Origin of the sequence: Actinosynnema sp. NPDC023658, assembly GCF_040639995.1 — a bacterium.
Taxonomy (GTDB): domain Bacteria; phylum Actinomycetota; class Actinomycetes; order Mycobacteriales; family Pseudonocardiaceae; genus Actinosynnema.
On sequence record NZ_JBFAAX010001400.1, the window covers coordinates 1 to 1,178 of the forward strand.

Below are 1,178 nucleotides of genomic sequence, written 5' to 3' on the forward strand. Positions count from 1 at the left end.
CGGCCCCCCGCGAAAGTCTCGGGGGCCGTGCGGGCCCGCGCCGGGCGGGGGGCCCTCCCCCCGGGTCAGCGCGCTCGACCTAGCCCCCGCGGGCCGGCCGGGCGCGGCCCCCCCCCCCCCGCCCGCCGCTCTTCCCCCTGCCCGCGCGGCCCGGTGCCGACCCACCGGGTGCGGGTGAACCCCCCGAACCGGAGCTGTGGGGTTGACCGACCTGGACGTGAGCCTCGAACACCGGTCCGCGCGCGAGGTGCTGGAGTGGAGCCGTGCCGGCCTCGACCCGGCGCTGCGGGCGGCGGTGGACCGCTTGCCGGACTCGATGCGCGCGATAGCGGGCTACCACTTCGGCTGGTGGGACGAGCGCGGGACGCCGACGGGTGCGGACGCGGGCAAGGCGATCAGGCCGGCGCTGGTGCTGCTGGGCGCGCAGGCCGTGGGCGGCGCCGTGAACACCGCGCTGCCGGCCGCGGTGGCGGTGGAGCTGGTGCACAACTTCTCCCTGCTGCACGACGACGTGATGGACGGCGACACGACCCGGCGGCACCGGGCGACGGCGTGGCACGTGTTCGGCGTGAACCCGGCGATCCTGGCCGGTGACGCGCTGCTCACGCTGGCGGTGGACGTGCTGGCGGGCAGCGGTCACCCGCAGGCGCAGCAGGCGATCCGGGTGCTGTCGACGGCGGTGCAGCGGCTGCTGGAGGGGCAGAGCGCCGACCTGGCGTTCGAGGAGCGCGCCGACGTGCGGGTGGCGGAGTGCGTGCGGATGGCCGAGGGCAAGACCGGTGCGCTGCTGGGCGGGTCGTGCGCGTTGGGCGCGTTGTTCGGCGGCGGGCGGCCGGACCAGGTGGAGCAGCTGCGGTCGTTCGGCGAGCGGGTCGGGTTGGCGTTCCAGTTCGTCGACGACCTGCTCGGGATCTGGGGCGACCCGGCGGTGACCGGCAAGCCGGTCTACTCCGACCTGCGGAACCGCAAGAAGTCGCTGCCGGTGGTGGCGGCGCTGACGTCGGACACGCCGGCCGGTCGCGAGCTGCACGCGCTGTACCACTCGGACCGGGAGCTCACCCCGACCGAGCTGGCCCGTGCCGCGGAGCTGATCGAGTCCTCCGGCGCGCGGGCGTGGAGCCAGGACCGGGCGGACGACCTGCTGGCCCGCGCCCAGGAGCACCTGCGCGCGGCGGACC

Annotated in this window: 1 protein-coding gene; it reads left to right on the forward strand. The window is 76.7% G+C overall.

Annotated elements, in window-relative coordinates:
- Window positions 1-202: 202 nt before the first annotated feature.
- Window positions 203-1,178: family 2 encapsulin nanocompartment cargo protein polyprenyl transferase (locus AB0G02_RS41315; RefSeq protein WP_360806356.1), on the forward strand; the 976-nt coding region annotated here is incomplete at its 3' end.